This window comes from Pseudomonas bharatica, from assembly GCF_048586865.1.
Taxonomy (GTDB): Bacteria; Pseudomonadota; Gammaproteobacteria; order Pseudomonadales; family Pseudomonadaceae; genus Aquipseudomonas; species Aquipseudomonas bharatica.
In genome coordinates, this window is record NZ_JBMAWR010000017.1 from 100,413 (window position 1) to 127,091 (window position 26,679).

The following is a 26,679-nucleotide window of genomic DNA, read 5'->3' on the forward strand; positions in this document are numbered from 1 at the left end:
ATAGACTTACTTGATGGTCAGCGCCTCGAGCGTACCGCTGTTGCCAAACACGTAGATCATGTTGCCTTCGACCAGCGGACGGGCACGCAGGCCATCGCTGTCGATGCGCTCGCGACCGACGAAACGACCGTCCACCTGGCTGAGCAGGTGCAGGTAGCCTTCGAAGTCACCGACCGCCACGTAGCTGGAGAAGACTTCCGGCGCCGACAGTTGACGGCGGGCCATCTGGTCGTTGCTCCACAGTGCCGAGGACGAACGCTCGTCGATGCCTTCGACGGTGCCCGAGGCCTCGCTCACGTAGACGTTGCCGAAGCCCTGGGCCACACCGGTGTAGCTGGAGGCATCACGCTGCCACAGCACCCGGCCGGACTCCAGGTCCAGGCCGGCGACGCGACCCTGGTAGGTGGCGACGTACAGGGTGCCGCCGGACAGCAGCAGGCCGCCGTCGATGTCGACCACGCGGTCCAGCTCCGAACGACCCTGCGGGATGGCAACGCGTTGCTCCCACACAGGTACGCCGTTGCTGGTGTCCAGGGCGATTACCTTGCCGCTGGACAGGCCGGCCACCGCCAGGCGATTGGTCACGATCGGCGCACCGGTACCACGCAGGGTCAGGACCGCAGGCGTGCTGTCGTAGATCCAACGACGGTCGCCAGTAGCGGCGTCGAGGCCGATCAGGCGGTCGTCCTGGGTCTGCACGACCACCACGTCCCCGTTGGTGGCCGGCGGGGCCAGCACTTCGCTGGTCACCCGGGCAGTCCATTTCTGCTCGCCGGTGCTGGAGTCAAGGGCGATCACCTCACCCTTGAGGGTGCCCAGCAGGACCATGCCGTAGCCCACGCCGACGGCGCCGGAGACCGGTTTTTCCAGGTCCTTCTTCCAGATCACGTCGCCGTTCATGCGATTGAGCGACATGACCACGCCGGTCACGTCGGACGCGTAGATGCGGTCGTTCTCGATGGCCGGAACCAGCATGTTGTAAGTTTCGCCCTGACCGTCACCGATCGAGCGGCTCCACTGCTTCTGCAAGACCACCTCTTCGGTGAACTTGGTCAGCTCGGCCGGAGGCAGTTCCTTCTTGCTGTTGCTGCTGCAACCCGCGGCCAGGATGGCCAGGGTCAGCACTGCTGCATGTTTCCAACCGATCACGTCACGCATCCCCTTTGGCCAGGTCGTCGAGCTTGAGTTGCAGGCCACCTACCGCGTCGTCATCCGACAGCGCAGCCTTGGCCTTTTCATATGCAGCATGCGCCTCGTCGGCACGGCCCAGTTGCACCAGCAGGTCGCCCTTGAGCTCCTCGCGGGTGGCAACGAACGCCTTGTCGGCGTCGCCGTCGAGCAGTTTCAGGGCCTCCTCGGCCTTGTTCTGCGCACCCAGCACGCGCGCCAGGCGCTGGCGGGAAATCTCGCCAAGGGTCGCGTCGGCCGGCTTGTCGTAGATGCTCTTCAGCTCGGCAGCAGCGTCGTCCAGCTTGCCGCTGTCCACCGCCACCTTGGCGACGAACAGGCTGCCGTACTGGGCGTAGGCGGTTCCACCGAACTCGCTTTTCAGCTTGCCCGACAGCTCGGCGACCTTGGCCGTGTCCGGCGTGCCGGTCGGCGTCAGGGTGGTTTCCAGCAGAGCCTGGTAAAGGTTCGAGGCGCCTTGCGACTGGTTGTTCTGGTACTTGTGCCAGGCCTGCCAGCCAAACACCGCCACCAAGGCCAGCAGACCGCCAGTTACCAGTGGCTTGCCGTTACGCTCCCACCAGTCCTTGAACGCGGCCAGTTGTTCATCATCGGTACTCGACACCCCAATACTCCTTTCGACAATTCGGTCAGTGGGCGCTTACGCCTGCGCGAGGGAAGCTTCCAGGTGCTCGGTCAGAGCATCCCAGGCAATGTTTTGTTGTTCACCCTGACCACGCAGGGGTTTAAAACCTACCACTTGTTGCGCCAGTTCGTCCTCTCCGAGGATCAGGGCGTACAGGGCATTGCTCTTGTCGGCCTTCTTGAACTGGCTCTTGAAACTGCCGCCACCGGCGTTGACCTGCAGGCGTAGGCCCGGCAGGCGGTCGCGCAGGCGCTCGCTCAGTTGCAGGCCGGCCAGCTCGGCGGCGTCACCGAAGGCGCAGAGATAGACGTCGATCTGGCGGGAAATCGATTCCGGCACCAGTTCGAGGGTTTCCAGCAGCAGGATCAGGCGCTCGATGCCCATGGCAAAACCAACGCCCGGGGTCGGCTTGCCGCCCATCTGCTCGACCAGGCCGTCGTAGCGGCCACCGGCGCAGACGGTGCCCTGGGCGCCGAGTTTGTCGGTGACCCACTCGAACACGGTCTTGCTGTAGTAGTCGAGGCCGCGCACCAGCTTGGTGTTGATCAAGTACGGAATGCCGGCGGCATCGAGGCGGGCCTTGAGGCCTTCGAAGTGCACGCGGGACGCTTCGTCCAGGTAGTCTTCCAGCTTCGGCGCGCCGACCAGGGCGGCCTGGGTGCCGGCGTCCTTGCTGTCGAGGATGCGCAGCGGGTTGCTCTTCAGGCGGCGCTGGCTGTCTTCGTCCAGTTGCTCAAGGCGGGCGGACAGGAACTCCACCAGGGCGTCGCGGTAGCGGGCCCGGGCCTCGCTGGTACCCAGGCTGTTCAGCTCCAGGGTGACGGCGTCGCGCAGGCCCAGCAGGCCCCAGAGGCGCCAGGTCAGGACGATCAGCTCGGCATCGATGTCCGGCCCTTCGAGGTTGAACACCTCGATGCCGATCTGGTTGAACTGGCGATAACGGCCCTTCTGTGGGCGCTCGTGGCGGAACATCTGGCCGATGTACCAGAGCTTCTGCACTTCGCCGTTGCCGCTGATGCCGTGCTCCAGCACCGCACGCACGCAGGACGCGGTGCCTTCCGGGCGCAGGGTCAGGGAATCGCCGTTGCGGTCGGTGAAGGTGTACATCTCTTTTTCGACGATGTCGGTCACTTCACCGATGGAGCGCTTGAACAGCTCGGTGAATTCGACGATCGGCATGCGGATCTGGCGGTAGCCGTAGGTGTCCAGCAGGCCCGCCACGGTGCTTTCGAAGTAGCGCCACAGGGGCGTCTGCTCGGGCAGGATGTCGTTCATGCCACGGATGGCTTGCAGCGATTTGCTCACGAAAGGTCCTTAACGAAATCTGTAGCGGTCAACCGCGGGCAATCAGTGCCGCGTCGGTCTCGGCCTTCTCGGCCGCTTTCTGGCGGATGAGCTTCTCGAGGTCGTCCACCAGGTTGTCATTGGTCAGCTTCTGCGCCGGCTTGCCGTCGATGTAGACCAGGTTCGGCGTGCCGCCGGTCAGGCCGACATGGGCTTCCTTGGCTTCGCCAGGGCCGTTGACCACGCAGCCGATCACCGCGACATCCATGGGCACCAGCAGGTCTTCCAGACGGCCTTCCAGCTCGTTCATGGTCTTGACCACATCGAAGTTCTGCCGCGAGCAGCTCGGGCAGGCGATGAAGTTGATGCCGCGGGAACGCAGGTGCAACGACTTGAGGATGTCGTAGCCGACCTTCACTTCCTCGACCGGGTCGGCCGCCAGCGAGATGCGGATAGTATCGCCAATCCCGTCGGCGAGCAGCATACCGAGGCCGACCGCCGATTTCACCGTGCCCGAACGCAGGCCACCGGCTTCGGTGATACCCAGGTGCAAGGGCTGGACAATCTGCTTGGCCAGCAGCCGGTAGGCTTCGACGGCCATGAACACGTCGGAGGCCTTCACGCTGACCTTGAAGTCCTGGAAATCAAGGCGATCGAGGTGCTCCACGTGACGCAGCGCCGACTCCACCAGCGCGGCCGGGGTCGGCTCGCCGTACTTCTTCTGCAGGTCCTTTTCCAGGGAGCCTGCGTTGACGCCGATGCGGATCGGGATGCCACGGTCGCGGGCGGCATCGACCACCGCGCGCACACGGTCTTCGCGGCCGATGTTGCCCGGATTGATGCGCAGGCAGTCGACGCCCAGTTCGGCGACGCGCAGGGCGATGCGGTAGTCGAAGTGGATGTCGGCGACCAGCGGCACGCTGACCTGCTGCTTGATGCGACCGAAGGCCTCGGCGGCGTCCATGTCCGGGACCGAGACGCGGACAATGTCCACGCCGGCATCGATCAACCGGTTGATCTGCGCCACGGTGGCGGCGACATCGTTGGTGTCGGTGTTGGTCATGCTCTGGACGGCGATGGGAGCATCGCCGCCGACAGGTACGTTACCCACCCAGATTTTCCGGGATTCGCGACGCTTGATCGGAGATTCGCCGTGCATGAGTTACTGCCCCAACTTCAGGCGAGCGGTCTCGCCACTGGTGAACGGTGCGATATCGACGGCCTGGCCGTTGTAGCTGACCTGAGCACCGCGGGCCACGCCCAGGCGCACGGCGAACGGCGGCTTGCCAGCGAGCTCGAGGTTTTCGCCCTTGCGCTTGATACCGCTGTAGAGGAGCTTGCCGTTGCCGTCGGTGACCGAGGTCCAGCAATCGGCGGTGAACTGGATGCTGACCTGGCCGCTGCCTGCAACAGGGGCTGCCGGTACGGAAGGTGCGGGAATGGCAGGTGCTGGAGTGGCCGGCACGGTTGGCGCGGGTGCGGTGGCCGCCGGAGCGACCGGCGTGACCGGTGCCGGCGTGGCCGCAGCATGGGCAACCGGCGCAGTGGCGGCTGCCGGAGCGGCCGGCGCGGCGGTTGCGGCTGGAGCGCTGGCAACCGGCGCCGCCGGGGCTTGCGATGCGGTTTCGCCTGCCGACGCTGGCTCGGTGACCGGAGCAACGGCTTCAGGCTGCTGCGCCTCGGTCACGGCCTGGTCTTCGGGCTCGTCCAGCGGATGAATCTGGGTAGTGCCGTCGGCGCTTTCCACTTCGATGTGTTCCGGCGCGGCGCTGAACAGGTCCCTGGTGGCGTTCGCGCTCTGGTCTTTCCACCAGACGAAACCACCGCCAATGACCACCACCAGCAACAGCAGGCTGACGATGCGCAGGATGTTGTGGGACAGGCGCACCGGCTCTTCGATACGCCCGAGGGCGTGCACGTCGCTGCCCTGGGCATGGGTGCCGGTGCACAGGTCGAAGGCCTGGACCAGGGCGGCCTGATCCATGTCGAGCAGTTTGGCGTAGGCGCGGATATAGCCGCGGGCGAAGGTATGCCCCGGCAGCTTGTCGAAGGCGCCGGCCTCGAGATTGTTCAGGGAACTCACGGTCAGGTTGAGCTTGCGGGCCACTTCGGCCTGCGACCAGCCCCGGCTTTCACGGGCCTGGCGCAGGGTCTCACCGGGATTTTCGCGAGTCGCTGCTGCTGCTTCGGGATGCGCCGCTTTCATCATTGCTCCGACAGGTATTGCTGATATTCCGGCGTACCGGGATAAAGTCGTTGTAATTGCAGGCCCAGTTCGGCGGCCTTGTTTCGTTCATCGAAGACGGTCGCCAGGCGATTGCCGAGCAACAGGCTGCGGGCGCTCGGTTCACTCAGCCGGCTGTGCCGGTCGTAGAACTCGCGAGCTGGCACATAATGCCTGTCTTCGTAAGACATCTCAGCCATTTCCAGCAATGCACGCGGCTGCTGGCGGTTGAGACGCAAAGCCTTTTCCAGGTATTCCCGCGCCTGGTCGCGCTGGCCCATGCGCAGGGCCGTCAGCCCGAGGTTCTCGAACACCCGGGACCGCTCAGGATACAGGGTATCGGCCGAAGCCTGGCGAAACATCTGCTGCGCCTTGGCATATTGCCCCTGGGCGTAGAGAAAACTGCCGTAGTTGTTACGGATTCGCGCATCGTGGGGGCTGGCCGACAGGGCCTGGCGGAAATGCCGGTCGGCCAGCCCGGTTTCGCCTTCACGCTGAAACACCAGGGCCAGGGCCGCATTGACCTCGGCATCGTTGCCACCCAGGTCGAGGGCCTGTTTCAAGGGAACCTTGGCGCGCTCGGTATAGCCTTGCTGCAGATAACCCAACCCCAACTGCACGTAGGCCTGGCGGGCCTCGTCGCGCCTTGCCTGCGGGCCGGGACCGCCGGAGCTGACGCAGCCGCTCAGCAGCGTCGTCAGCAGAACAAGCGGCAGCGCGGCGCGCAGGGTCATGGCCGCCCTCGTCTCAGTTGCCCGCCACGCCGCTGGAATCGGCGTCGGCGTTCAGTTGCCGCACGGCGATGTAGCGCTCACTGCGACGGGTACGGTCCATCACCTGGCCGACCAGCTGGCCGCACGCGGCGTCGATGTCCTCGCCGCGGGTGGTGCGCACGGTCACGTTGTAGCCGGCGTTGTGCATGTAGTCCTGGAAACGGCGGATGGCATTGTTGCTCGGCCGCTCGTAACCGGAATGCGGGAACGGGTTGAACGGGATCAGGTTGATCTTGCACGGAACGTCCTTCAACAGCTCGGCCATTTCCTTCGCATGTTCGAGCTGGTCGTTGACGTCCTTGAGCAGGGTGTACTCGATGGTCAGCACGCGCTTCTCGCCGAGTTCCGACATGTAGCGCATGCAGGAGTCGAGGACGACCTTGAGCGGGTACTTCTTGTTGATCGGCACCAGTTCGTTGCGCAGCGCGTCGTTCGGCGCGTGCAGCGAGAGGGCCAGGGAGACGTCGATGTGCTTGGCCAGCTCATCGATCATCGGCACCACGCCGGAGGTGGACAGGGTCACCCGGCGCTTGGAGATGCCATAGCCGAGGTCGTCCATCATCAGGTGCATGGCGGCGACCACGTTGTCGAAGTTCAGCAGCGGCTCGCCCATGCCCATCATCACCACGTTGGTGATGGCGCGGTCGATGGTGGCCGGTACGGAGCCGAACGACTTGTTGGCAATCCACACCTGGCCGATGACTTCGGCGGCGGTGAGGTTGCTGTTGAATCCTTGCTTGCCGGTGGAGCAGAAACTGCAGTCCAGGGCGCAACCGGCCTGGGACGATACGCACAACGTACCGCGCTTGCCCTGGGGGATGTAGACGGTTTCGACGCAACTGCCGGAGGCCACGCGCACGACCCATTTGCGGGTACCGTCCGCGGAGATGTCCTCGCTGACCACTTCGGGCCCGCGGATCTCGGCGCAGTTCTTGAGCTTTTCGCGCAACGCCTTGCCGACGTTGGTCATGGCGTCGAAATCATCGACGCCAAAGTGGTGAATCCACTTCATTACCTGACCGGCACGGAAGCGCTTCTCCCCTATCGAGTCGAAGAACTTTTCCATTTCCGGCTGGGTCAGCCCCAACAGGTTAGTCTTGCCAGTAGATGTCGTCATGGATTCACCCTCACCCGAAAGCCTTGGCTTAGCGAGTGGTTACCTCGGTAGCTGCGAAGAAGTAGGCGATTTCGCGAGCGGCAGCGGCTTCGGAGTCCGAACCGTGGACGGCGTTGGCGTCGATGGACTCGGCGAAGTCGGCGCGGATGGTGCCTGGAGCAGCTTCTTTAGGGTTGGTAGCGCCCATCAGCTCACGGTTGCGAGCGATGGCGTTCTCGCCTTCCAGAACCTGGACAACGACCGGACCGGAAGTCATGAAGGCAACCAGGTCACCGAAGAAACCGCGCTCTTTGTGCTCGGCGTAGAAGCCTTCGGCCTCGGCCTTGGACAGTTGCTTGATTTTCGAGGCGACGATTTTCAGGCCGGCGTCTTCGAAGCGGGTGGTGATCTTGCCGATCACGTTCTTGGCAACGGCGTCAGGCTTGATGATCGAGAAAGTACGTTGAACAGCCATGGTGTAACTCCAGAAACAGTAAGTGATGCGAAAAATTAAACCCGCGAATTATACGCGGGTTCAGGGGGATTGCCTAACCTGCCGAGTGCGCTCAGTCGGCTTCTTCGATCCAGGCGGCCTGGATGGCTTCCAGGACCTTCTCGCCACCGCGTGCCGGATCGTCGTTGAAGTCTGGCAATGCCAGCACCCAGCGGTGCAGATCGACGAAATTCACGTAACGAGGATCGACTTCCGGCTTGCTTTCGGCAAGCTGGATAGCGATTTCAAGTACATCAATCCATTTCAGGCTCATGTCGGGCTCCAGGATCAATGCGGCGCTTCGGCGGCGTGGTTGAGCGAATACTTGGGAATCTCGATGGTCAGGTCCTGGTCACCGACCTTGACCTGGCAGGCCAGGCGCGACTGCGCTTCCAGGCCCCAGGCCTTGTCCAGCATGTCTTCTTCCAGCTCATCGGCTTCCTCGACCGAGTCGAAGCCCTTGCGCACGATGCAGTGGCAGGTGGTGCAGGCGCACACGCCGCCGCAGGCGCTTTCGATCTCGATGTGATGGTCATGGGCCAGTTCGAGAATGGACGTCCCCGGCGCCGCCTCGACGGTCAGGCCATCCGGGCAGAACTTCTCGTGGGGCAGAAATGTAACCTGCGGCATCAGTTATCCTCGATCTCATTCAGGTTGCGCCCGGCCAGCGCGGCTTTGACCGTCGAATCAAGACGCCGGGCGGCAAAGGCATCGGTCACCTGCGACAGACGCTTGGTCTGCTGCTCGATGGCCGCGCCATCGGTGCCGTTCATCAAATCACGCAAGTCTTGCATCTGTTGTTCGATCGCAGCGCGCTCTTCGGCGTCCAGCAGGCGCTCGCCGTCGGCGTCGAGGGCGCCCTGCACCGCTTCGAGCAGGCGCTCGGCATCCACCTGGTGCTCGCGCAACTGCCGTGCGGCCTTGTCGTTGCCGGCGTGCTCGAAAGAGTCCTTGAGCATGCGGGCGATCTCGCCATCGGTCAGGCCATACGACGGCTTGACCTGGATGCTCGATTCCACGCCCGAACCCAGCTCCCGCGCCGAAACACTGAGCAGGCCGTCGGCATCGACCTGGAAGGTCACGCGGATCTTCGCCGCACCGGCGACCATGGCCGGGATGCCGCGCAATTCGAAGCGCGCCAGGGAACGGCAGTCGCTGATCAGCTCGCGCTCACCCTGGAGCACGTGGATCATCATTGCCGACTGGCCGTCCTTGTAGGTGGTGAACTCCTGGGCACGGGCAACCGGGATGGTGGTGTTGCGCGGAATCACCTTCTCCATCAGCCCGCCCATGGTCTCCAGCCCCAGGGACAGCGGAATCACGTCCAGCAACAGCAGTTCGCCGCCATCACGCTGGTTGCCGGCCAGGGTATCGGCCTGGATCGCGGCGCCGATGGCAACCACCTGGTCCGGGTCGATATCGGTCAGCGGCTGGCGGCCGAACAGCTCGCCAACGGCGCTGCGCACGCGCGGGACACGGGTAGAACCGCCGACCATGACCACGGCACTGACTTCTTCCAGCTCGACACCGCTGTCGCGCACGGCACGGCGGCAGGCCTTGAGGCTGCGGGCGATCATCGGCTCGATCAGCGCATCGAAGGCGGCGCGGGTGAGCTCGGCCTGCCAGTCGCCGTAGCTGACGGTGACGGCTTCGGCGTCGGTCAGCGCTTCCTTGGCCGCGCAGGCGGTCTCCAGGAGGCGGCGCTGGGCGCTCGGGTCGAGATCGGAGGACAGGCCAGCGGATTCCATGATCCAGGTGGCGATGGCGTAGTCGAAGTCATCGCCGCCCAGGGCAGTATCACCACCGGTGGCCAGCACTTCGAAGACCCCGCCAGTCAGGCGCAGGATGGAAATATCGAAGGTGCCGCCGCCCAGGTCGTAGATGGCCACCACGCCTTCGGCGTTCTGGTCCAGGCCATAGGCCACGGCCGCAGCGGTGGGCTCGTTGAGCAGGCGCAGCACGTTCAGCCCGGCCAGCCGCGCGGCGTCCTTGGTGGCCTGGCGCTGGGCGTCGTCGAAATAGGCCGGAACGGTGATCACTGCACCGACCAGCTCGCCGCCGAGGGTCGCTTCGGCACGCTGGCGCAACACCTTGAGGATGTCGGCCGAGACTTCCACCGGGCTCTTCGGCCCCTGGACAGTCTCGATGAACGGCATGTGCGACTCGCCGCCAACGAAGCGGTACGGCAGTTGCTCGCCCAGTTGCTTGACGTCCGCCAGGCCACGCCCCATCAGGCGCTTGACCGAGAGGATGGTGTTCAGCGGATCGGCCGACGCCGCGTCGCGGGCGCTGTGGCCGACATCGATGCGATCGGCGTGGTAGCGCACCGCGGACGGCAGGATCACCCGGCCTTCGGCGTCGGGCAACGGAGCGGAAAGACCACTGCGCAGGGCAGCGACCAGCGAGTTGGTGGTGCCAAGGTCGATACCCACGGCCAGGCGACGCTGGTGGGGTTGAGGGCTCTGACCGGGTTCGGCGATCTGCAGTAGGGCCATGCTTATCTGAATACCAAAGGTGCCGCCAGCGGCGACACCGGGTTAATCGTCGAGGCGCTCTTCCAGCTGGCGCACTTCATAGGCGAGCTTGTCGAGGAACTGCATGCGGCGCATCAGGCGCTCGGCCTGGTCACGCTGCGCGGCGTCGTTCCAGCACGCGGCGAACTCCTCGTTGAGGGCTTCCTGGGCGACCTTCAAGCGACGCTTGAAAGCGGCGACACCGTCGAGGTCGGCACTGTCCTGGAGATCCTCGAGCTCTTCGCGCCATTGCATCTGCTGGAAGAGAAACTCGGGGTCGTGGACCGTGACTTCCTGCGGCACTTCGTGACCGCTGATCGCCAACAGGTAACGCGCCCGACGGGGCGCGCTCTTGAGGGTCTGGTAGGCCTCGTTGAGGCCGGCGGAACGCTCCAGCGCCAGGCGCTGTTCGCGCTCGCTGGCGTCGGCGAAGCGGTCCGGATGCACCGCGCGGGCCAGCTCGCGGTAGCGAGTGGCCAGCTGGTCCAGGTCCAGACGGAAGTCCGGTTGCAGGTCAAACAGGGCGAAATGACAAGGAGTACCCACGCGCAGCCTCAAACGTTGAAGCTTTCGCCGCAGCCACACTCACCGCGCACGTTGGGGTTGTTGAACTTGAAGCCTTCGTTCAACCCTTCCTTGACGAAGTCCAGCTCGGTGCCGTCGAGGTAGACCAGGCTTTTCGGGTCGATGATGACCTTCATGCCGTGGCTTTCGAAGACCTGGTCTTCGGCATTCGGCTCGTCGACGAATTCCAGCACGTAGGCCAGACCGGAGCAGCCGGTAGTACGGACGCCCAGGCGAATGCCGTCACCTTTGCCGCGTCCTTCGAGGGAGCGCCGCACATGGTTGGCGGCGGCTTCTGTCATGCTGATAGCCATCGAGACTCCTTGACCTGCAACAGGCGGGTTAGATCAAACCTTTCTTCTGCTTGTAATCGCGAACGGCCGCCTTGATGGCGTCCTCGGCGAGCACCGAGCAGTGGATCTTCACCGGCGGCAGGGCCAGTTCTTCGGCCAGCTGGGTGTTCTTGATGGTTTCGGCTTCGTCCAGGGTCTTGCCCTTCATCCACTCGGTGGCGAGGGAGCTGGAAGCGATGGCCGAACCGCAGCCGTAGGTCTTGAACTTGGCGTCTTCGATGACGCCCTGCTCGTTGACCTTGATCTGCAGGCGCATCACGTCGCCGCACGCCGGAGCGCCGACCATGCCGGTGCCGACATCCGGATCCTCGGCGTTCATCTTGCCGACGTTACGCGGGTTTTCGTAGTGGTCGATGACCTTTTCACTGTATGCCATGGTGCAATTCCTTCCTCATCAGGGAGCCGCTCTTGCTGGCGACTACTTAGTGCGCAGCCCACTCGATCTTGGAGATGTCGACGCCGTCTTTGTACATGTCCCACAGCGGCGACAATTCGCGCAGCTTGGTAACGGCCTCGCAGACTTTCTGCGCGGCGTAGTCGATTTCTTCTTCGGTGGTGAAGCGGCCGAAGGTGAAACGGATCGAGCTGTGCGCCAGCTCGTCGTTGCGGCCCAGGGCGCGCAGGACGTAGGACGGCTCGAGGGATGCCGAAGTACAGGCGGAACCGGACGACACGGCCAGGTCCTTGAGCGCCATGATCAGCGACTCGCCTTCGACATAGTTGAAGCTCAGGTTCAGGTTGTGCGGGATACGCGAAGTCAGGCTGCCGTTGACGTACAGCTCTTCCAGGCCTTGTACCTGCTTGAAGAAGCGATCGCTCAGGGCCTTGATGCGCACGTTCTCGCTGGCCATCAGCTCCTTCGCCACGGCGAAGGCCTCGCCCATGCCGACGATCTGGTGGGTAGCCAGGGTGCCGGAGCGCATGCCGCGCTCGTGACCGCCACCGTGCATCGCCGCTTCCAGGCGTACGCGAGGCTTGCGGCTGACGTACAGCGCGCCGATGCCTTTGGGGCCGTAGGTCTTGTGGGCGGAGAACGACATCAGGTCGACTTTCAGCTTCTGCAGGTCGATCTCGACCTTGCCGGTGGACTGGGCTGCATCGACATGGAACAGCACGCCGCGGGAGCGGGTCAGCTCGCCGATGGCCGCGATGTCGTTGATGGTGCCGATCTCGTTGTTCACGTGCATGACCGAAACCAGGATGGTGTCTTCACGCAGCGCGGCTTCGACCAGCGCCGGAGTGATCAGGCCGTCTTCGCCCGGTTCCAGGTAGGTGACTTCGAAGCCTTCGCGCTCGAGCTGGCGAGTGCTGTCCAGGACCGCCTTGTGCTCGATCTTGGAGGTGATGATGTGCTTGCCCTTGGAGCCGTAGAAGTGCGCAACGCCCTTCAGCGCCAGGTTGTCGGATTCGGTGGCACCGCTGGTCCAGACGATTTCGCGTGGATCGGCGTTGACCAGGTCGGCCACCTGGCGGCGCGCGTTCTCGACCGCTTCTTCAGCCTTCCAGCCGAAGACGTGGGAGCGCGAGGCCGGGTTACCGAAGTTCCCGTCGACCAGCAGGCATTCGCTCATCTTCTGGGCGACGCGTGGGTCGACCGGAGTGGTCGCGGAATAATCGAGGTAGATCGGCAACTTCATTGAATATCTCCTATCAGGCAGGCACGTCGCTCGTTCGACACGGTCAATCGACGGCGGACGTTTCAATCTTGTCCAGTGGGGCACGGCCCGCTACGCGGCGCTGGTCCTGGCGCAGGGCGACTTCCTGGACTTCACGGCGGGTCACGAGGTCGGCCAGGCTGATTCCGCTGAGGAATTCATGGATCCGGGCGCTGAGATCACACCACAGGTGGTGGGTCAGGCAGGTGTCACCGGCATGGCAATCGCCGAGCCCCTGGCAACGGGTGGCATCGACCGATTCGTTGACCGCATCGATCACCTGGGCCACCTGGATGCTTTCCATCACCCGCGAGAGCTGGTAGCCGCCACCCGGGCCGCGCACGCTGGAAACCAGGTTGCTGCGGCGCAGCTTGGCGAACAGCTGCTCCAGATAGGAAAGGGAAATACCTTGGCGCTCGGAGATGTCGGCCAGGGAGACCGGCCCATTTTGCGCGTGCAGTGCCAGATCGAGCATGGCAGTCACGGCGTATCGGCCTTTAGTAGTCAGTCGCATGGCTATTTGATACCACGGGGGTTACGGGATGTGTGCGAGTATGCGATTCCCGAGCATTTAAGTCAACTATAAGACCTAGTGCTTTAGTCGGGATTGCGCCTGAACGGCGGCGCAGATCATAGCAAAGTCGGGGCGCGATCACACGCCCCGATTTGCCCGGCGGGCCGTCAATGCGCGGGCGCGTCGCTGCGCAGCTCGCCCTTGACGCAAGCGAAGTCTTCTTCGTGCAGGGCCGGCAGCTCCGTGGCGCGATAGTCGCTACCGAGCCTGGTCAGGGCACCGCACATATCCTCCAGGCGTCCGTCCACCGCTTGCAGGTGGTCGAGCAACTGACCGATGGCGCGAGCCACGGGGTCGGGCATGTCCTCGCTGACGCCGTAGGCATCGAAGCCGATCTTCTCGGCGATGGCCTTGCGCCGGGCCTCCTGCTCGCCATCGGTCTTGACGATGATCCGCCCGGGGATGCCCACCGCCGTGGCGCCAGCCGGCACCGCCTTGGTCACCACCGCATTGGAGCCGATCTTGGCCCCGGCCCCGACGGTAAACGGCCCGAGCACCTTGGCCCCGGCGCCGACCACCACGCCATCTTCCAGGGTCGGGTGACGCTTGCCCTTGTTCCAGCTGGTGCCACCCAGGGTCACGCCCTGGTAGAGGGTGACGTCGTCGCCGATCTCGGCGGTTTCGCCGATGACGATGCCCATGCCGTGGTCGATGAAGAACCGCCGGCCGACCTTGGCCCCCGGGTGAATCTCGATGCCGGTCAGCCAGCGCCCGAAGTTGGACACCAGGCGGGCCAACCATTTCCAGTCCTTTTGCCACAGGCAATGCGCCGCGCGGTGCAGCCAGATCGCGTGCATGCCCGGATAGCAGGTCAGCACCTCAAAGGCATTGCGTGCCGCCGGGTCACGGTGGAAAACGCTTTGGATATCTTCACGCAGACGCTCGAACATTTACTGATCCTTCCGCTTATGCGCATCGCCCCGGGCCGCTTTTTGGGTTTCGGTGAGGATGCCGCGCAAAATACTCATTTCCGAACGATTCACCGCACTGCGTCCGAACAGGCGACGCAGACGCGGCATCAGGTGCTTGGGCTTGGCCGGATCGAGGAACCCGATCTGCACCAGGGTGCTTTCCAGGTGTCCGTAGAACCGCTCCATCTCGTCCATGGTGGCCAGTTCCTCGACCACTTCGTCCTTGTCCGTTTTTACCGCCTGCGGCTCGCGGGCCAGCCAGGCGGTACGAACCTCGTAGCTCAGCACCTGCACCGCCGCCGCCAGGTTAAGCGAGCTGAAGTCCGGGTTGGAGGGGATATGCACGTGGTAATGACATCGCTGCAGCTCTTCGTTGGTCAGGCCGGCGTGTTCACGACCGAAGACCAGCGCCACCTCCTCGCCCTGCGCGGCGCGGGCGACGAACTCGCTGCCGCACTCGCGGGGATCGAGCATCGGCCAGGGCAGGCTGCGACTGCGGGCGCTGGTGCCAACCACCAAGGTGCAGCCGACCAGGGCCTCTTCCAGGGACGCGACGACCTGCGCGGACGCCAGCACATCATCGGCGCCGGAGGCCCGGGCGCTGGCCTCGGGAGAAGGGAAGTCCGCCGGATTCACCAGCACGAGGCGCGACAGTCCCATGTTCTTCATGGCACGCGCAGCCCCGCCGATATTCCCGGGATGACTGGTACAGACCAGGACGACACGAATATTTTGCAGCACGTCAGGCGCTCACAGACATGAAATCAGGGGGGAGCAAATCTTACAGAAGCGACCGGCGTAACGCTACGTAAGCAAATGTTGCCCCACAGCGCCGTAAGTTTTCTGATAGACTGTGCGGCTTTCATTTCTTTAAAACTCAGGTGAAACGTCCATGCAGCCCATGCTGAATATCGCGCTGCGCGCCGCCCGCAGCGCCAGCGAACTGATTTTCCGCTCAATCGAACGCCTGGATACCATCAAGGTTGATGAAAAGGACGCCAAGGACTACGTGTCCGAAGTCGACCGCGCCGCCGAGAAGGTCATCATCGATGCGCTGCGCAAGGCGTATCCGAACCACGCCATCCAGGGCGAAGAGACCGGTCTGCATGCCGGCAGCGGCGAAGGCGAAGACTACCTGTGGATCATCGATCCGCTGGACGGCACCACCAACTTCCTGCGTGGCGTTCCGCACTTCGCGGTCAGCATCGCCTGCAAATACCGCGGCCGCCTGGAGCACGCCGTGGTTCTCGACCCGGTACGCCAGGAAGAATTCACCGCCAGCCGTGGCCGTGGCGCCCAGCTCAATGGTCGTCGCCTGCGCGTCAGCTCGCGCACCAGCCTCGAAGGCGCCCTGCTGGGCACCGGCTTCCCGTTCCGCGACAACCAGATGGAATACCTGGACAACTACCTGGGCATGTTCCGCGCCCTGGTCGGCCAGACCGCCGGCATCCGCCGCGCCGGCGCCGCCAGCCTGGACCTGGCCTACGTGGCTGCCGGTCGTTTCGATGCCTTCTGGGAATCGGGCCTGTCGGAATGGGACATGGCTGCAGGCGCGCTGCTGATCCAGGAAGCGGGCGGCCTGGTCAGCGATTTCACCGGTGGCCATGACTTCCTCGAGAAAGGCCATGTGGTCGCCGGCAACATCAAGTGCTTCAAGGCTGTGCTGACGGCGATCCAGCCGCACCTGCCGCCTTCGGTCAAGCGCTGAGTTTCGCCTGAAAATGAAAAAAGCACCTTTCGAGGTGCTTTTTTTGTGGCCCGGAATTGATGTCGCCTGATCTGGCCTCATCGCTGGCAACGCCAGCTCCCACAGGGTTTTGAGCTGCGCCGCGAAACCTGTGGGAGCCGGCGTTGCCGGCGATAAGGTCAGCAGCCTCACCCAATACTGGGCTGACTGCACCTGCCGCCCTCGGTCAAGCATTGAGTTTCGCCTGAAAATGAAAAAAGCACCTTTCGAGGTGCTTTTTCTGTGCCTGGATTTCAGGAGCGCCGCGCACCTTGTGGGAGCGGGTTCACCCGCGATTGCTGTAGTAAATTCACCATCGCAATCGCGGGTGAACCCGCTCCCACAGGGTCCGCGCCAGCCATCAAGGCAGCTTACTGGGCTGGCTGCCCCGGCTGGGCCTGACCCAGCACCAGGTTACCCTGCTTGTCCAGCGGGATCTGCGAGCCCGGGTCGCGGTCCATCCGCACCTGGCCGACCTTGTCGCCGATGGTGTACTTCACGTCATACCCGACCACCTTCTCGCTCACGTCATTGACGGTGTTGCAGCGGGTCTGGGTGGTGGTGTAGGTGTCGCTGTTCTGCATGTGCTCCTGCACCTTGTTACCGGCATAGCCGCCGCCGACCGCACCGGCCACGGTGGCGATCTTCTTGCCGGTGCCGCCGCCGATCTGGTTGCCGAGCAGGCCACCGGCAAGCGCACCGACCACGGTACCGGCGATCTGGTGCTGATCCTGCACCGGCCGCTGCCGGGTGACCGTGACGTCCTTGCAGACTTCCCGTGGCGTCTTGACGGTCGTCTTGACCGGTTGCACGCCAGTTACCTGGGCGTATTCCGGTCCGTTATTGACCAGGCTGTAGGTCGCGACAGCACCTCCGGCAGTCACACCGACAGCACCCAGTACCGCACCCACCAGCATCGACTTGTTCACGTGAACCTCCTGATTTACCCGCGGGTATCAATCCGCGCTTCTCCCAGCCTTGGAGCAAAAAAAAAGGCGCGAGTTCAACACTCGCGCCCTTCTCTTGCGCCAACGGCGCCGGAAGCTGCCTTATGGACGGTCGTCCACACCCTCGGTCTTGGCCGGAGGAATCAGGTCTTCCGTGGTCAGGTTCAGCCAGATCAGTACCACGTTGGCGATGTAGATCGACGAGTAGGTACCCGCCAGGACACCCACCAACAAAGCCACCGAGAAGCCCCACAGGTTGTCGCCGCCGAAGATCAGCAGGGCGGCGATGGCCAGCAGGGTGGAGACCGAAGTCGCCACGGTCCGCAGCAGGGTCTGGGTGGTCGAGATGTTGATGTTCTCGATCAGCGTCGCCTTGCGCAGCACGCGGAAGTTCTCGCGGACCCGGTCGAACACGACGATGGTGTCGTTGAGCGAGTAACCGATGATCGCCAGCACCGCCGCCAGTACCGTCAGGTCGAAGGTGATCTGGAAGAACGACAGGATACCCATGGTTACCACGACGTCGTGGACCAGCGAGAGGATGGCGCCCACGGCGAACTTCCACTGGAAGCGGAAGGCCAGGTAGATCAGGATGCCGCCCAGCGCCATGAGCATGCCGAGGCCGCCCTGGTCGCGCAGTTCCTCACCCACCTGCGGGCCGACGAACTCGACGCGCTTGACCGTGGCCGGGTTGTCGCCGCCGATTTTCTTCAGCGCGTCGGCAACCTTGTTGCCCAGTTGAGGATCATCGCCAGGCATGCGCACCAGCAGGTCGGTGGTTGCACCGAAGCTCTGCACCACGGCCTCGTGGAAACCGGAATTGACCAGCTCCTCGCGGACCTTGCCCAGGTCGGCCGGACGCTCGTAGGTCAGCTCGATGAGCGTACCCCCGGTGAAGTCCAGGCCGAAGTTCAGGCCCTTGTGGAACCAGCTGAACAGTGCCACCACCGTGAGGAGCATGGTGACGGCGAACGCAATATTGCGCACGCCCATGAAGTTGATCGTACGTAGCATGGCAGCCCCTTAAACCCACAGCTTCTTGATGTCGCGGCCGCCATAGATCCCGTTGACGATCGCACGGGTAACCAGAATGGCAGTGAACATGGAGGTGAAGATACCCAGCGACATGGTGACCGCGAAGCCCTTGACCGGGCCGGTGCCCATGGCGAAGAGGATGCCGCCGACCAGCAGGGTGGTCAGGTTGGCGTCGAGAATCGCCGTGTAGGCACGGTCGAAACCTTCGTGGATGGCGCGCTGCGCCGACATGCCATTGGCCAGCTCCTCGCGGATACGCGAGAAGATCAGCACGTTGGCGTCGACCGCCATACCCATGGTCAGCACGATACCGGCGATACCAGGCAGCGTCAGGGTCGCGCCGAGCAGCGACATCAGCGCCAGCAGCAGGACCATGTTGCCCGCCAGGGCGACGGTGGCGATCAGGCCGAAGAAGCGGTAGATGGCCATGATGAACAGCGAGACGAACAGCATGCCCCACAGCGACGCATCGATACCCTTGGTGATGTTGTCGGCACCCAGGCTCGGGCCGATGGTGCGTTCTTCAGCGAAGTACATCGGCGCGGCCAGGCCACCGGCACGCAGCAGCAGGGCCAGCTCGGACGATTCGCCCTGGCCGTTCAGGCCGGTGATGCGGAACTGGCTGCCCAGCGGCGACTGGATGGTCGCCAGGCTGATGATCTTCTTGTCTTCCTGGAAGGTCTGCACCGCCACGTCCTTCTCGACGCCGTCGACCACCTGCTTCTCGTAGCGGGTGACCGGACGCTGCTCGATGAAGATCACCGCCATGCTGCGCCCGACGTTGCTGCGGGTCGCGCGGCTCATCAGTTCGCCACCATGGCCGTCGAGACGGATGTTGACCTGCGGACGGCCGTGCTCGTCGTAGCTGGCCTGGGCATCGGTGACCTGGTCACCGGTGATGATCAGGCCACGCTCGACCGGCGCGGAACGCCCGCCTTCACGGAACTCGAAGACCTCGGTAGTCGCCTTGGTCGCATCAGGGCCTGCGCCCAGGCGGAACTCAAGGTTGGCGGTCTTGCCGAGGATACGCTTGGCTTCGGCGGTGTCCTGCACGCCCGGCAGCTCGACCACGATGCGGTTGGCACCCTGGCGCTGAACCAGCGGCTCGGCGACGCCCAGCTCGTTGACGCGGTTACGTACCGTGGTCAGGTTCTGCTTGATCGCGTATTCACGGATTTCCGTGATCTTCGCCGGCGAGATCGCCAGACGCAGTACCGAGAGGTCGTTACGCTCGGTGGTGGTCAGGTCGAAATCGTTGAAATTCTTGCGGATCAGGCTGCGGGCCTGTTCGCGGGTCGCATCGTCGGAGAAGCCCAGCTGGATGCCACCATCCTGCTGCGGCAGGCTGCGGTAGCGGACCTTCTCTTTGCGCAGGAGGCTCTTGACCTCGCCTTCGTAGACTTTCAGGCGCGCGGCCATGGCCTTGTCCATGTCCACTTCGAGCAGGAAGTGCACACCACCGGACAGGTCGAGACCGAGCTTCATCGGGTGAGCGCCGATGCTGCGCAGCCATTGTGGCGTGGTCGGGGCCAGGTTCAGCGCCACCACGTAATCATCGCCCAGTGCCTTGCGCACCACGTCCTTGGCCGGAAGCTGGTCTTCCTGCTTGACCAGGCGCAGCAACGCACCCTTGCCGTTCTCGCCCAGAGTAGCGGCCTTCACCGCGATTCCGGCATCGCCCAGCGCCTTGCTGGCGCGGTCCAGGTCGGCCTGGCTGACCTGCAGCGCAGTGCTGGCGCCGCTGACCTGCACAGCCGGATCGTCAGGGTAGAGGTTGGGAGCGGAATAAATAAAACCGATCGCCAGTACCGCCAGGATCAGTGCGTATTTCCATAGAGGAGTTTTGTTCAGCATCACGCCGCCCGTTCAAGACGCGGGGCGCCTTGCGCGCCCCGTCGATTGGATAAAAACTAATCAGATCGCTTTCAGCGTACCTTTCGGCAGGGTGGCCGCGATGGCGCCCTTCTGGAACTTCAGTTCGACCGAGTCGGACACTTCGAGTACCACGAAGTCATCGCTGACCTTGACGATCTTGCCGGCGATGCCACCGTTGGTGACCACTTCGTCGCCCTTTTGCAGGTTGCTCAGCAGGTTCTTCTGCTCTTTGGCACGTTTGGCCTGCGGGCGCCAGATCATCAGGTAGAAGATGACCAGGAAACCGACCAGGAAGATCCACTCGAAGCCGGTACCGGCCGGGCCGGCAGCAGCGGCTGGGGCGGCGGCGTCCGCGTAAGCGGCAGGAATCAGAAAGCTCATTTGGCACTCCAGTTGCAAAAGTTATGTTTGTCAGGATGGCAAAACATCAATCCAAAGGCGGCACGGGGAGTCCGCGTTTGGCATAAAAGGCGTCGACAAAGGCGGCCAATGTACCTTGTTGAATTGCCTCGCGCAAACCAGCCATCAGGCGCTGGTAATGACGCAAGTTGTGGATTGTATTCAACATGGCGCCGAGCATTTCGCCGCATTTATCCAGGTGATGCAGATAGGCGCGGGAGAAGTTCTGGCAGGTGTAGCAGTCGCAGGTCGGATCCAGTGGCGAATCATCATGACGATGGAACGCGTTGCGGATTTTCAGCACGCCGGTATCGATGAACAGATGGCCGTTCCGCGCATTGCGGGTAGGCATCACGCAGTCGAACATGTCAACGCCGCGGCGCACACCCTCAACAAGATCCTCCGGCTTGCCAACCCCCATAAGGTAACGAGGTTTGTCAGCGGGCATCTGCCCCGGCAGGTAGTCGAGCACCTTGATCATCTCGTGCTTCGGCTCGCCCACCGACAGGCCGCCGATGGCCAGGCCATCGAAGCCGATCTTGTCCAGGCCTTCCAGGGAGCGCATGCGCAGGTCCTGGTGCATGCCGCCCTGGACGATGCCGAACAGCGCCGCGGTGCTGTCGCCGTGGGCGTTCTTCGAGCGCTGGGCCCAGCGCAGCGACAGCTCCATGGAGATGCGCGCCACGTCTTCGTCGGCCGGGTACGGCGTGCACTCGTCGAAGATCATCACGATGTCCGAGCCCAGGTCGCGCTGGACCTGCATCGACTCTTCCGGGCCCATGAACACTTTCGAGCCGTCCACCGGGGAAGCGAAGGTGACGCCCTCTTCCTTGATCTTGCGCATCGCGCCCAGGCTGAACACCTGGAAACCGCCGGAGTCGGTGAGGATCGGGCCTTTCCACTGCATGAAATCGTGCAGGTCGCCGTGGGCCTTGATCACCTCGGTGCCCGGGCGCAGCCACAGGTGGAAGGTGTTGCCGAGGATGATCTCGGCGCCGATGGCCTCGATGTCCCGAGGCAGCATGCCCTTGACCGTGCCATAGGTGCCCACCGGCATGAACGCCGGGGTTTCCACGGTGCCACGGGGGAAGGTCAGGCGGCCGCGACGGGCCTTGCCGTCGGTGGCCAGCAACTCGAAGGACATACGACAGGTGCGACTCATGCTTGATCCTCGGGGCCGCGCGGCGCCGGATTGCGGGTGATGAACATGGCATCACCGTAACTGAAGAAGCGGTACTCGTTGCTCACCGCCGCGGCGTAGGCGGCCATGGTTTCCGGGTAACCGGCGAAGGCCGAAACCAGCATCAGCAGCGTGGACTCGGGCAAATGGAAGTTGGTGACCAGGGCATCGACCACATGGAACGGACGGCCCGGGAAAATGAAGATATCGGTGTCGCCGCTGAACGGCTTGAGCACGCCATCGCGCGCCGCGCTCTCCAGCGAGCGCACGCTGGTGGTACCCACCGCCACCACCCGGCCACCGCGCGCACGGCAGGCGGCCACGGCATCCACCACATCCTGGCTTACTTCGAGCCACTCTTTATGCATGTGGTGGTCTTCGATGCGTTCCACCCGCACCGGCTGGAAAGTGCCGGCGCCGACATGCAGGGTCACGAAGGCGGTCTCGACGCCCTTCTCGGCGATCTTCGCCAGCAGGTCCTCATCGAAATGCAGCCCGGCGGTAGGCGCGGCCACCGCACCGGCGCGCTCGGCGTACACGGTCTGGTAGCGCTCACGGTCGGCGCCCTCGTCGGGGCGGTCTATATAAGGAGGCAGCGGCATATGGCCGACGCGGTCCAGCAGCGGCAGCACCTCTTCGGTAAAGCGCAGCTCGAACAGCGTATCGTGGCGCGCCACCATCTCGGCCTCGCCACCGCCCTCCACGAGGATCTGCGAACCCGGCTTCGGCGCCTTGCTCGAGCGCACATGGGCCAGCACGCGATGGCTGTCCAGCACCCGCTCCACCAGGATCTCCAGCTTGCCGCCGGACGCCTTCTGGCCGAACAGACGGGCCGGAATCACCCGGGTGTTGTTGAACACCATCAGATCGCCCGGGCGCAGGTACTCCAGCAGATCGGCGAACTGCCGATGCGCCAGCGCCCCGCTCGGCCCATCGAGCACCAACAGGCGACTGGCGCGCCGCTCGGCGAGGGGATGGCGGGCGATCAGGGAATCGGGCAGTTCGAAAGAAAAATCGGCGACGCGCATGGGCAATGGGGGTACGGGTTCGACAGGGCCGGGAAGTTTAGCCGAAAGCGGAAAAATTGACCATGAAAGCTGATTGACCAACGGTAGGTGGCTCTTTATACTCCGCCGCCACATGCCCTGATGGCGGAATTGGTAGACGCGGCGGATTCAAAATCCGTTTTCGAAAGGAGTGGGAGTTCGAGTCTCCCTCGGGGCACCAAATCTGAAAAAACCGACCTTTTTAGGTCGGTTTTTTTGTGGGTGGGATTTGGTGGTGCGGTCTGCTGGGGTTTTTAGCTGCCTATACGGTAGTGAACATCCATCCTGGCCTTCATGTTATGTGCTTACGTTTCTGAGCTGCCTATACGGCAGTGAACCAGGTGCTGGTGGGCCATTTTTTGAACAAACCTTTCTGAGCTGCCGTATAGGCACCTCAGAAAATCATCGAAGTTCATGTTGAATGCGTTGTTGGGTTCACTGCCGTATAGGCAGTTCATAAGGACACACGACGGGAACAGAAGTAAAAGGTGTTGCATACAGCAACGAAAACGCTCCTATTTCCGACTTTCTTGTAGGCAATTTCCCAAGCATACTCCCCGCCCCCACCCAGCGGTTGCGTCATCTGGAAACGGTGCCTAGGCTTCCCCGGTCGTTGCGGTACGAACGACCGGATTAGCAGTCCGAACCACGTTTGAATCCATAGCAACCGATTTATGGTGGCTGTGCGTGCGGGCACCCTAGGGTGCGCCGGGTTCCTACGTGTCCGGTCTGCTAACCCACGCACAGTCGCCTCCATTCGTTTAGCAGCGAGGCGGGGCGATACCGTTAACTCACGTAGGTATCACTCCATGAAGAAGCTCGTACCCGATCCACCACCCGTCCTCTGCATCCGCGCAGGCATGTCGCCCGCAGAAGCCATTTACAAGGCTGAAAAGCACCTCCAGAGCGCGATCTCCTCGCTGAACGAATTACCCGAACAGGCATTGCCCATGAACCAGACCAGGCTCACCGGTGCGATCCTCAATATCAAGATCGGCAGAACCCTGCTGACGGTCGCAAGGGCCAAGTCAGGGGCCAGCGTTCCGGTACAGTGATTCACCGCTGCGGGCTTGCCCCGCAGCACCGCTCTTCCCTCCCGCGTCCTTTCTCTCAAGCCAATGAAACCCACCCCACCCACCACCACTCCATAAACCAAGCCCCCCAAAACGAGCCCCACCCCATGATCCACCTTGGCTGCGCCGGCTGGAGCCTGTCCCGCGATTACGCCGAGGCCTTTCCCGGGCCCGGAAGCCATTTGCAGCGTTATGCGAACGTGCTGAATGCAGTGGAGATCAACAGTTCGTTCTACCGTCCGCACCGGCCAGCGACCTATGCGCGCTGGGCCGAGTCGGTGCCGGCTGGCTTTCGCTTTGCGGTGAAGGTGCCGCAGGTAATTACCCATGAACGCCGCCTGGTGGATTGCGCCGGGGAACTGGACGGCTTTCTGGCGCAGTGCAAGGAACTGGGCGAGCGCCTGGGTGTGTTGCTGGTGCAACTGCCGCCGTCGCTGGTGTTCGAGGCGCAGGTGGTCGAGCGGTTTTTCGTGGCGCTGCGCAGTCAGTACGACGGCGGCCTGGCGGTGGAGCCGCGGCATGCGAGCTGGAGGGCAGCAGACGGGCTGTTGAAGGATATGCGCGTGGCGCAGGTCGCGGCGGATCCGTCACGGTTCGGCGCCGATGAGGCGCCCAGGGGTTGGCCAGGGCTGGCCTATTGGCGGTTGCATGGCTCACCCCGGATCTACTTCAGCGAGTATCCGCAGGAGTGGTTGCGCAATCTGGCTGCGCGGCTGAAGGAATGCGAGAGCAATGGGTGCGAGACCTGGTGCATATTCGACAATACGGCGGCGGGTGCAGCACTAGGGAATGCATTGGGCTTGAAGCGGTTGATCGGGTCGTGTGCCGACCACACTGCATGCCCGTGAGCCGGTTACTTGCCGGCTTTACTTGAATGCCCTCCCAAGGCCGGAGGGGTGTCGGCAAAGCCGCTTCAAGAGGGAAAGCGGCTCCGCCTTTCTGGCCACGCTGGTGGCTTATTGCTCTGGCACACGCACCACGATCTGCTTGCCCTTTTCTTCAATGGTGATAGCGATCTCGTTGCCGTTATCGAGCAGTGCGGTTGCGCGGTAGAAGCCGGTCTTCGGCTGATCGCCGATGGTCACCTTCACACACGAAGAGCCCTGCAAGAACTGCTCGTGGATGATTTCGGTCACTAGCGGGCAAGCCGAATCCTCGATCGTGGATTCAGCGCCCATGATGCCCAGTACACCGGAAAGCAAGGCAGCAGGGAACCAGGCAAAGAAATGGTGCTTCTTTTGACCGAGCAGGTTGGCGCGTTTCCACAGGTAGACCGGAACCACCAGGCACCACCAGGGGTTCGGCGCCGGGTACCCGCTCGCCTTCAATTGCTTGGCGTCCCCTACGCAGGCAGCGACGCACAGGCCGACATAGCCAAAGGAATAATTTTTTCCGGTCAACAGTTCAAGTACACCAAAGGCCACTACGCCGCCGATCAGCGCCCAGATATAGCGGTTGTCGACCTGCGCGGCAGCAAGCGGCGGCGCCACAGGGCCGTGGCCGGTTGCTCCCAACTCACTATCCTTCAACGATACCCAGTTACCCTTGCCAGGCCACACCTGGGTGTCCGGTTGAATTGTGTTCGCCGCCACGAACTGCTTCATCTGATCGAACGTGAAAGGCCCTTGCTGCGCGCCATTCGATGCGTAATACCAAGATGCATCCGACATCCCTGTTCTCCTTAAGGCTTGGACTACCCACCTCACAAGGGAAGTGGCCATATGACATTATCGCCATTGGATCCAAGAACTTGAAGCCTTTATTTTCACATCCAGATACATCCGGCGCTTTGCCACGATCTGTCCCATCTGCTTGCATCCCCTGGACCACCACAAGGAGTGATGCAATGAAAACCATGGTTATCGGGGCCAGCAAAGGCCTGGGCAGAGCCCTGATGGAAGGACTGGGCAACAACGGCGACACGCTGGTCGGCGTTTCCCGCACCTGCCCCCGCGACGTGAAACCATTGCCCGGGGTGAGTCTGCAATGGCTCCAGGCCGATCTCGGCGATCCCCTCAAGGCTGCCGATCTACTGGCCGGGTACAGTGCCGAAACCGGCCTCGACACCCTGGTCTACAACCTCGGCATCTGGGAAGACGCCGCCTTCGATGATCATTACAGCTTCCTGAGCGACCGCGACGATCAGTTGCAGGCCATCGTCGATTGCAACATCACCGCGCCGATCCTGCTGATCAAGCGCTTGTTGCCGATCCTGCTGCGCAGCGAGCGCCCGCGCATCATCCTCACCGGCTCCACCTCGGGCCTGCCCCGGAGCGGGCGACCGGAAGTGACCTTCGGCGCCAGCAAGTTCGCCCTGCGCGGCATGGCCGAGGCCCTTCGCGAGGGCTGCCGCGAGCAGCGCCTGGGCGTGACCTGCCTGAACCTGGGCTACCTGAATACCGAAGACCCATTGGCCACGCCCCGCGAGCAGGCCGAGCGGCGCGGCGAAGGCGAGTTGATTCCGCTGCATGACGTGGTGCAGGTGGTGCGGATGGCCCTGAGCCTGTCAGCCGCGAGCTTCGTCAAGGAAATCACCCTGCCGGCGATCCTCGACCCGCGCTTCTGACTCACGCATTTCCCGCAACTGCCGCTTGATCACCTGCACCGGCGGCGCATACAGGAAGCCAAACGACACGCTGTTGCGTCGCCCCTTCACTGCATGGTGCATCAGGTGCGCCTGGTACAGGCGGCGCAGATAGGGATGACGCGGCTTCGGGCGCACAGGCCAGTGGCGGTGGACGATGCCGTCGTGGACCAGCACATAGATGATCCCGAACGCCGCCACGCCCGCACCGATCCATTGCAACGGGTCATGCCCGGCGTTGCCCAGCACGATCAGGGTAATCGCCACCAGGGCGAGGACCAGCAGGTAGACGTCGTTGGTCTCGACCACACCCAGGTGCGGCTCATGGTGCGAGCGATGCAGGAACCAGCCGGGCCCGTGCATCACGTACTTGTGCGCAAGAAAACCGACACCCTCCATGGCGACCAGGGTGCAGAGGAAGATGGCGAGGTGGAGGATCATGTGCAGCCGGTGCCGGGTATGAGGGGTGGGCGTCAGATTAGGGGAAGTGGCAGGGAGAATCCATGACGGGATTGTCATGTGGCGATGGGCTGGCAACATCGATCGGAAGAACCACGCGTA

Annotated in this window: 30 protein-coding genes and 1 tRNA gene; 5 read left to right on the forward strand and 26 right to left on the reverse strand. The window is 63.3% G+C overall.

From position 1 onward, the window contains the following. Positions 1 to 6: 6 nt before the first annotated feature. From bamB to trmJ, 18 genes are all read right to left on the reverse strand, one after another. A complete protein-coding gene (gene bamB / locus ACKLLE_RS18940) occupies positions 7 to 1,158 on the reverse strand; it encodes an outer membrane protein assembly factor BamB (protein ID WP_051032693.1) in 1,152 nt (383 codons plus the stop codon). Further along, positions 1,151 to 1,792, reverse strand: coding sequence for a YfgM family protein (locus ACKLLE_RS18945; RefSeq protein ID WP_009398526.1), 642 nt, complete (start codon positions 1,790 to 1,792; stop codon positions 1,151 to 1,153). The genes bamB and ACKLLE_RS18945 overlap by 8 nt, the downstream gene beginning before the upstream one ends. Positions 1,793 to 1,828: 36 nt before the next feature. Next, on the reverse strand, positions 1,829 to 3,118 hold the full coding sequence (gene hisS / locus ACKLLE_RS18950) for a histidine--tRNA ligase (protein WP_420058749.1): 1,290 nt from the start codon (positions 3,116 to 3,118) through the stop codon (positions 1,829 to 1,831). A gap of 28 nt (positions 3,119 to 3,146) precedes the next feature. Beyond that, positions 3,147 to 4,256, reverse strand: coding sequence for a flavodoxin-dependent (E)-4-hydroxy-3-methylbut-2-enyl-diphosphate synthase (gene ispG, locus ACKLLE_RS18955; RefSeq protein WP_420058750.1), 1,110 nt, complete (start codon positions 4,254 to 4,256; stop codon positions 3,147 to 3,149). Positions 4,257 to 4,259: 3 nt separating this feature from the next. Beyond that, positions 4,260 to 5,303 carry a RodZ domain-containing protein gene (locus ACKLLE_RS18960; RefSeq protein ID WP_420058751.1) on the reverse strand — a complete coding sequence of 348 codons (1,044 nt, stop codon included), beginning with the start codon at positions 5,301 to 5,303 and terminating at the stop codon, positions 4,260 to 4,262. Beyond that, entirely contained in the window at positions 5,303 to 6,055 is a 753-nt protein-coding gene (pilW, locus tag ACKLLE_RS18965; RefSeq protein ID WP_420058752.1) for a type IV pilus biogenesis/stability protein PilW, read from the reverse strand. The genes ACKLLE_RS18960 and pilW overlap by 1 nt, the downstream gene beginning before the upstream one ends. A 13-nt stretch (positions 6,056 to 6,068) precedes the next feature. After that, positions 6,069 to 7,211 carry a dual-specificity RNA methyltransferase RlmN gene (gene rlmN / locus ACKLLE_RS18970; RefSeq protein WP_009398518.1) on the reverse strand — a complete coding sequence of 381 codons (1,143 nt, stop codon included), beginning with the start codon at positions 7,209 to 7,211 and terminating at the stop codon, positions 6,069 to 6,071. Between the two features lie 28 nt (positions 7,212 to 7,239). Continuing rightward, positions 7,240 to 7,665 carry a nucleoside-diphosphate kinase gene (gene ndk / locus ACKLLE_RS18975; RefSeq protein ID WP_009398515.1) on the reverse strand — a complete coding sequence of 142 codons (426 nt, stop codon included), beginning with the start codon at positions 7,663 to 7,665 and terminating at the stop codon, positions 7,240 to 7,242. 91 nt (positions 7,666 to 7,756) lie between these two features. After that, on the reverse strand, positions 7,757 to 7,957 hold the full coding sequence (gene iscX, locus ACKLLE_RS18980; protein WP_009398514.1) for a Fe-S cluster assembly protein IscX: 201 nt from the start codon (positions 7,955 to 7,957) through the stop codon (positions 7,757 to 7,759). Positions 7,958 to 7,971: 14 nt separating this feature from the next. Then, complete coding sequence (fdx, locus tag ACKLLE_RS18985) at positions 7,972 to 8,313, reverse strand: ISC system 2Fe-2S type ferredoxin (RefSeq protein ID WP_009398512.1); 342 nt, start codon at positions 8,311 to 8,313, stop codon at positions 7,972 to 7,974. After that, complete coding sequence (gene hscA / locus ACKLLE_RS18990) at positions 8,313 to 10,178, reverse strand: Fe-S protein assembly chaperone HscA (RefSeq protein ID WP_420058753.1); 1,866 nt, start codon at positions 10,176 to 10,178, stop codon at positions 8,313 to 8,315. The genes fdx and hscA overlap by 1 nt, the downstream gene beginning before the upstream one ends. A gap of 42 nt (positions 10,179 to 10,220) precedes the next feature. Next, entirely contained in the window at positions 10,221 to 10,742 is a 522-nt protein-coding gene (gene hscB, locus ACKLLE_RS18995; protein ID WP_009398509.1) for a co-chaperone HscB, read from the reverse strand. A gap of 8 nt (positions 10,743 to 10,750) precedes the next feature. Further along, positions 10,751 to 11,074, reverse strand: a complete 324-nt coding sequence (gene iscA, locus ACKLLE_RS19000; protein WP_009398508.1) for an iron-sulfur cluster assembly protein IscA — start codon at positions 11,072 to 11,074, stop codon at positions 10,751 to 10,753. Positions 11,075 to 11,102: 28 nt separating this feature from the next. Beyond that, complete coding sequence (iscU, locus tag ACKLLE_RS19005) at positions 11,103 to 11,489, reverse strand: Fe-S cluster assembly scaffold IscU (RefSeq protein WP_003248539.1); 387 nt, start codon at positions 11,487 to 11,489, stop codon at positions 11,103 to 11,105. Positions 11,490 to 11,535: 46 nt separating this feature from the next. Continuing rightward, on the reverse strand, positions 11,536 to 12,750 hold the full coding sequence (locus ACKLLE_RS19010) for an IscS subfamily cysteine desulfurase (protein ID WP_009398505.1): 1,215 nt from the start codon (positions 12,748 to 12,750) through the stop codon (positions 11,536 to 11,538). Between the two features lie 43 nt (positions 12,751 to 12,793). Further along, positions 12,794 to 13,282, reverse strand: a complete 489-nt coding sequence (gene iscR / locus ACKLLE_RS19015; RefSeq protein WP_009398503.1) for a Fe-S cluster assembly transcriptional regulator IscR — start codon at positions 13,280 to 13,282, stop codon at positions 12,794 to 12,796. A gap of 167 nt (positions 13,283 to 13,449) precedes the next feature. Next, entirely contained in the window at positions 13,450 to 14,232 is a 783-nt protein-coding gene (gene cysE, locus ACKLLE_RS19020; protein ID WP_064302754.1) for a serine O-acetyltransferase, read from the reverse strand. After that, positions 14,233 to 14,994 (reverse strand): tRNA (cytosine(32)/uridine(32)-2'-O)-methyltransferase TrmJ, encoded by a 762-nt coding sequence (gene trmJ / locus ACKLLE_RS19025; RefSeq protein ID WP_420058754.1) that lies wholly within the window; start codon positions 14,992 to 14,994, stop codon positions 14,233 to 14,235. Positions 14,995 to 15,145: 151 nt separating this feature from the next. Between trmJ and suhB the strand changes: the two genes are divergently transcribed. Next, a complete protein-coding gene (gene suhB, locus ACKLLE_RS19030; RefSeq protein WP_009398498.1) occupies positions 15,146 to 15,961 on the forward strand; it encodes a type III secretion system regulator SuhB in 816 nt (271 codons plus the stop codon). Positions 15,962 to 16,350: 389 nt separating this feature from the next. Here suhB and ACKLLE_RS19035 read toward each other — a convergent pair whose 3' ends face one another. The 6 genes from ACKLLE_RS19035 to queA form a co-directional block, all read right to left on the reverse strand. After that, positions 16,351 to 16,908, reverse strand: coding sequence for a glycine zipper 2TM domain-containing protein (locus tag ACKLLE_RS19035; RefSeq protein ID WP_064302752.1), 558 nt, complete (start codon positions 16,906 to 16,908; stop codon positions 16,351 to 16,353). A 120-nt stretch (positions 16,909 to 17,028) separates the two neighbouring features. Then, on the reverse strand, positions 17,029 to 17,940 hold the full coding sequence (secF, locus tag ACKLLE_RS19040) for a protein translocase subunit SecF (RefSeq protein ID WP_009399715.1): 912 nt from the start codon (positions 17,938 to 17,940) through the stop codon (positions 17,029 to 17,031). Positions 17,941 to 17,949: 9 nt separating this feature from the next. Beyond that, a complete protein-coding gene (gene secD, locus ACKLLE_RS19045; protein ID WP_009399717.1) occupies positions 17,950 to 19,815 on the reverse strand; it encodes a protein translocase subunit SecD in 1,866 nt (621 codons plus the stop codon). A 60-nt stretch (positions 19,816 to 19,875) separates the two neighbouring features. Continuing rightward, on the reverse strand, positions 19,876 to 20,217 hold the full coding sequence (gene yajC / locus ACKLLE_RS19050; protein WP_009399719.1) for a preprotein translocase subunit YajC: 342 nt from the start codon (positions 20,215 to 20,217) through the stop codon (positions 19,876 to 19,878). 46 nt (positions 20,218 to 20,263) lie between these two features. Further along, positions 20,264 to 21,379 (reverse strand): tRNA guanosine(34) transglycosylase Tgt, encoded by a 1,116-nt coding sequence (gene tgt, locus ACKLLE_RS19055; RefSeq protein WP_009399721.1) that lies wholly within the window; start codon positions 21,377 to 21,379, stop codon positions 20,264 to 20,266. Positions 21,380 to 21,393: 14 nt separating this feature from the next. Further along, entirely contained in the window at positions 21,394 to 22,443 is a 1,050-nt protein-coding gene (queA, locus tag ACKLLE_RS19060; RefSeq protein WP_420058755.1) for a tRNA preQ1(34) S-adenosylmethionine ribosyltransferase-isomerase QueA, read from the reverse strand. A gap of 114 nt (positions 22,444 to 22,557) precedes the next feature. On the opposite strand from queA, the gene ACKLLE_RS19065 reads away from it, so the two are divergent. The 3 genes from ACKLLE_RS19065 (at position 22,558) to ACKLLE_RS19075 (ending at position 24,382) form a co-directional block, all read left to right on the forward strand. Further along, positions 22,558 to 22,642 (forward strand) — tRNA-Leu (locus ACKLLE_RS19065). A gap of 628 nt (positions 22,643 to 23,270) precedes the next feature. Beyond that, positions 23,271 to 23,516: a hypothetical protein gene (locus ACKLLE_RS19070; protein WP_064302748.1), complete on the forward strand. Its 246-nt coding sequence runs from the start codon at positions 23,271 to 23,273 to the stop codon at positions 23,514 to 23,516. A 125-nt stretch (positions 23,517 to 23,641) separates the two neighbouring features. Then, positions 23,642 to 24,382 (forward strand): DUF72 domain-containing protein, encoded by a 741-nt coding sequence (locus tag ACKLLE_RS19075; protein WP_420058756.1) that lies wholly within the window; start codon positions 23,642 to 23,644, stop codon positions 24,380 to 24,382. Positions 24,383 to 24,490: 108 nt separating this feature from the next. Here the strand turns inward: ACKLLE_RS19075 and ACKLLE_RS19080 are convergent, their stop codons facing one another. Next, entirely contained in the window at positions 24,491 to 25,204 is a 714-nt protein-coding gene (locus tag ACKLLE_RS19080) for a DUF4339 domain-containing protein (RefSeq protein ID WP_420058757.1), read from the reverse strand. 176 nt (positions 25,205 to 25,380) lie between these two features. Between ACKLLE_RS19080 and ACKLLE_RS19085 the strand changes: the two genes are divergently transcribed. Continuing rightward, positions 25,381 to 26,100 (forward strand): SDR family NAD(P)-dependent oxidoreductase, encoded by a 720-nt coding sequence (locus tag ACKLLE_RS19085; protein WP_420058758.1) that lies wholly within the window; start codon positions 25,381 to 25,383, stop codon positions 26,098 to 26,100. On the opposite strand, the gene ACKLLE_RS19090 is transcribed toward ACKLLE_RS19085, so the two are convergent. Beyond that, positions 26,041 to 26,559, reverse strand: a complete 519-nt coding sequence (locus ACKLLE_RS19090) for a sterol desaturase family protein (protein WP_420058759.1) — start codon at positions 26,557 to 26,559, stop codon at positions 26,041 to 26,043. The two genes, ACKLLE_RS19085 and ACKLLE_RS19090, sit on opposite strands and share 60 nt — an antisense overlap. Positions 26,560 to 26,679 lie beyond the last annotated feature (120 nt).

Excerpts from the sequence above, each read along its gene's own strand:
- bamB (WP_051032693.1), bottom strand. The coding sequence starts at position 1,158 with ATGCGTGACGTGATCGGTTGGAAACATGCAGCAGTGCTGACCCTGGCC.
- ispG (WP_420058750.1), bottom strand. The coding sequence starts at position 4,256 with ATGCACGGCGAATCTCCGATCAAGCGTCGCGAATCCCGGAAAATCTGG.
- ACKLLE_RS18960 (WP_420058751.1), bottom strand. The coding sequence starts at position 5,303 with ATGAAAGCGGCGCATCCCGAAGCAGCAGCAGCGACTCGCGAAAATCCC.
- pilW (WP_420058752.1), bottom strand. The coding sequence starts at position 6,055 with ATGACCCTGCGCGCCGCGCTGCCGCTTGTTCTGCTGACGACGCTGCTG.
- rlmN (WP_009398518.1), bottom strand. The coding sequence starts at position 7,211 with ATGACGACATCTACTGGCAAGACTAACCTGTTGGGGCTGACCCAGCCG.
- ndk (WP_009398515.1), bottom strand. The coding sequence starts at position 7,665 with ATGGCTGTTCAACGTACTTTCTCGATCATCAAGCCTGACGCCGTTGCC.
- iscX (WP_009398514.1), bottom strand. The coding sequence starts at position 7,957 with ATGAGCCTGAAATGGATTGATGTACTTGAAATCGCTATCCAGCTTGCC.
- fdx (WP_009398512.1), bottom strand. The coding sequence starts at position 8,313 with ATGCCGCAGGTTACATTTCTGCCCCACGAGAAGTTCTGCCCGGATGGC.
- hscA (WP_420058753.1), bottom strand. The coding sequence starts at position 10,178 with ATGGCCCTACTGCAGATCGCCGAACCCGGTCAGAGCCCTCAACCCCAC.
- iscA (WP_009398508.1), bottom strand. The coding sequence starts at position 11,074 with ATGGCTATCAGCATGACAGAAGCCGCCGCCAACCATGTGCGGCGCTCC.
- iscU (WP_003248539.1), bottom strand. The coding sequence starts at position 11,489 with ATGGCATACAGTGAAAAGGTCATCGACCACTACGAAAACCCGCGTAAC.
- ACKLLE_RS19010 (WP_009398505.1), bottom strand. The coding sequence starts at position 12,750 with ATGAAGTTGCCGATCTACCTCGATTATTCCGCGACCACTCCGGTCGAC.
- iscR (WP_009398503.1), bottom strand. The coding sequence starts at position 13,282 with ATGCGACTGACTACTAAAGGCCGATACGCCGTGACTGCCATGCTCGAT.
- cysE (WP_064302754.1), bottom strand. The coding sequence starts at position 14,232 with ATGTTCGAGCGTCTGCGTGAAGATATCCAAAGCGTTTTCCACCGTGAC.
- suhB (WP_009398498.1), top strand. The coding sequence starts at position 15,146 with ATGCAGCCCATGCTGAATATCGCGCTGCGCGCCGCCCGCAGCGCCAGC.
- secF (WP_009399715.1), bottom strand. The coding sequence starts at position 17,940 with ATGCTACGTACGATCAACTTCATGGGCGTGCGCAATATTGCGTTCGCC.
- secD (WP_009399717.1), bottom strand. The coding sequence starts at position 19,815 with ATGCTGAACAAAACTCCTCTATGGAAATACGCACTGATCCTGGCGGTA.
- yajC (WP_009399719.1), bottom strand. The coding sequence starts at position 20,217 with ATGAGCTTTCTGATTCCTGCCGCTTACGCGGACGCCGCCGCCCCAGCC.
- tgt (WP_009399721.1), bottom strand. The coding sequence starts at position 21,379 with ATGTCCTTCGAGTTGCTGGCCACCGACGGCAAGGCCCGTCGCGGCCGC.
- queA (WP_420058755.1), bottom strand. The coding sequence starts at position 22,443 with ATGCGCGTCGCCGATTTTTCTTTCGAACTGCCCGATTCCCTGATCGCC.
- ACKLLE_RS19070 (WP_064302748.1), top strand. The coding sequence starts at position 23,271 with ATGAAGAAGCTCGTACCCGATCCACCACCCGTCCTCTGCATCCGCGCA.
- ACKLLE_RS19075 (WP_420058756.1), top strand. The coding sequence starts at position 23,642 with ATGATCCACCTTGGCTGCGCCGGCTGGAGCCTGTCCCGCGATTACGCC.
- ACKLLE_RS19080 (WP_420058757.1), bottom strand. The coding sequence starts at position 25,204 with ATGTCGGATGCATCTTGGTATTACGCATCGAATGGCGCGCAGCAAGGG.
- ACKLLE_RS19085 (WP_420058758.1), top strand. The coding sequence starts at position 25,381 with ATGAAAACCATGGTTATCGGGGCCAGCAAAGGCCTGGGCAGAGCCCTG.
- ACKLLE_RS19090 (WP_420058759.1), bottom strand. The coding sequence starts at position 26,559 with ATGATCCTCCACCTCGCCATCTTCCTCTGCACCCTGGTCGCCATGGAG.